The organism is Pseudomonas sp. P5_A2_2 (genome assembly GCF_054177685.1).
Window position 1 is genome coordinate 1 of the sequence record NZ_JBGCUL010000993.1, and the last position, 1601, is coordinate 1601.

Genomic DNA, 1601 nt, shown 5'->3' on the forward strand with positions numbered 1-1601 from the left:
GCACAGGGCGGTTATGGCATTCAGACTTCGCCGGCCATGGGCCAGGCCAGCGCAGCGCTGGTGCGCGGCGCCGCATTGYCCGAGTCGCTCGGCCGTTTCGGCCTGAATGCCGAAATGCTCTCCCCTGCCCGCCTCGGCTGACCCTGATCCTCAGGTGACGTGCCCCCACGATTACGGCACACTTTCAGCGCCCCTTTGATAGGGCGCTGACGCTGCCTGGAGTTCCACTGTATGAACGCCCCCGAAATAGACTCGGTCCCGAACACTGCGTCGCTGGATAACTTCCGGGCGATCGCCGATGCCATCGCCACACTGTTCTTTCCCCACGCCGAAGTGGTGCTGCACGACCTGCGCACGCAAAAGGTCGACTACATCGCCAACAATCTGTCCAAGCGGGAAATCGGCGACGACTCGGCGCTGGAAGACATGCTCAGCGACAATGTCAGCGAACGAAACATCGGGCCGTACGAAAAGCTCAACTGGGATGGTCAGAAGATTCGTAGCCTCAGCACAGTGCTACGGGACAGCGAAGATCGTCCGCTGGCGATGTTGTGCATCAACTTGAATATTTCGTTGTTCGAAAATGCCAAGGCCGCTTTGGACCTGTTCCTGTCGCCGACCAAGCTGATCCCGCAACCGGATGCACTGTTCCGCGATGACTGGCAGGAACGGATCAACACCTTCCTCCACGCCTGGTTGCGCGAGCGCCAGCTGAGCCTGAACCTGCTGACTCGCGACCACAAACGTGAGCTGGTGCTGGCGTTGCACGCCGAAGGCGCGTTCAAGGGCAAAAGCGCATCGAACTACGTGGCCAATGTGCTGAACATGGGCCGGGCAACGGTGTACAAGCATTTGAAGGAATTGAAGGGCTAGGCCCTGAGATTTGTATTGTTTGATCTGACCTCATCGCGAGCAAGCTCGCTCCCACATTGGTTCTGCGTAAAACACAAATTCTGTGTTCTGCAGAGATCCCTGTGGGAGCGGGCTTGCCCGCGATGGCGATCTATCAGTCGCCGTAGATATCGGACTTGAAATACTTATCGGAAATCTTCTGGTACTCGCCACTGCTGCGAATGCCATCAATGGCCGTGTTCAGCTCACTGACCAACTCGGTATTGCCCTTGCGCACGGCAATCCCGGCCCCCTCGCCTACATACTTCGGATCTTTCAGCTCCGGCCCGACAAAGGCGTAACCCTGGCCACGGGGCATCGACAGGAAATCATTCAGCGGAATGGTGTCGGCAAAAATCGCGTCGAGGCGACCGGCTGCCAGGTCCATGTAGATTTCTTCGTTGTTGCTGTAGCGCTTGACGTTGATGCCCTTGGGTTCGAACACCTCGGTGGCGTAACGGTCGGTGGTGGTGGCGCGCTGCACGCCGACGGACTTGCCCTTGAGGCTGGCGTACTGGTCATCCACCACCGCGCCGTCCTTCATTACCAGACGCGACGAGGTGAAATAGTACTTGTGGGTGAAGTCCACCGACTTCTTGCGGTCTTCGTTGATGGTCATGGACGACAGCGCCATGTCGATTTTCTTCACCTTCAGAGAAGGAATCAGACCGTCGAACTCGCCTTCGACCCACACACACTTGGCCTTCATC

The 1601-nt window shown here is 58.0% G+C and carries 2 protein-coding genes and 1 pseudogene; 2 read left to right on the forward strand and 1 reads right to left on the reverse strand.

Annotated features, from left to right (window positions below; translation table 11 throughout):
* Together ACXRVY_RS28120 and ACXRVY_RS28125 are read left to right on the forward strand one after the other, a co-directional pair.
* Positions 1-141, forward strand: a pseudogene (locus ACXRVY_RS28120) (FAD-dependent oxidoreductase); the annotation flags it as partial.
* 90 nt (positions 142-231) lie between these two features.
* Positions 232-873 carry a helix-turn-helix transcriptional regulator gene (locus ACXRVY_RS28125; protein ID WP_223459856.1) on the forward strand — a complete coding sequence of 214 codons (642 nt, stop codon included), beginning with the start codon at positions 232-234 and terminating at the stop codon, positions 871-873.
* A gap of 133 nt (positions 874-1006) precedes the next feature.
* Here ACXRVY_RS28125 and ACXRVY_RS28130 read toward each other — a convergent pair.
* On the reverse strand, positions 1007-1601 hold a 595-nt coding region (locus ACXRVY_RS28130; RefSeq protein WP_458238847.1), incomplete at its 5' end, for a transporter substrate-binding domain-containing protein.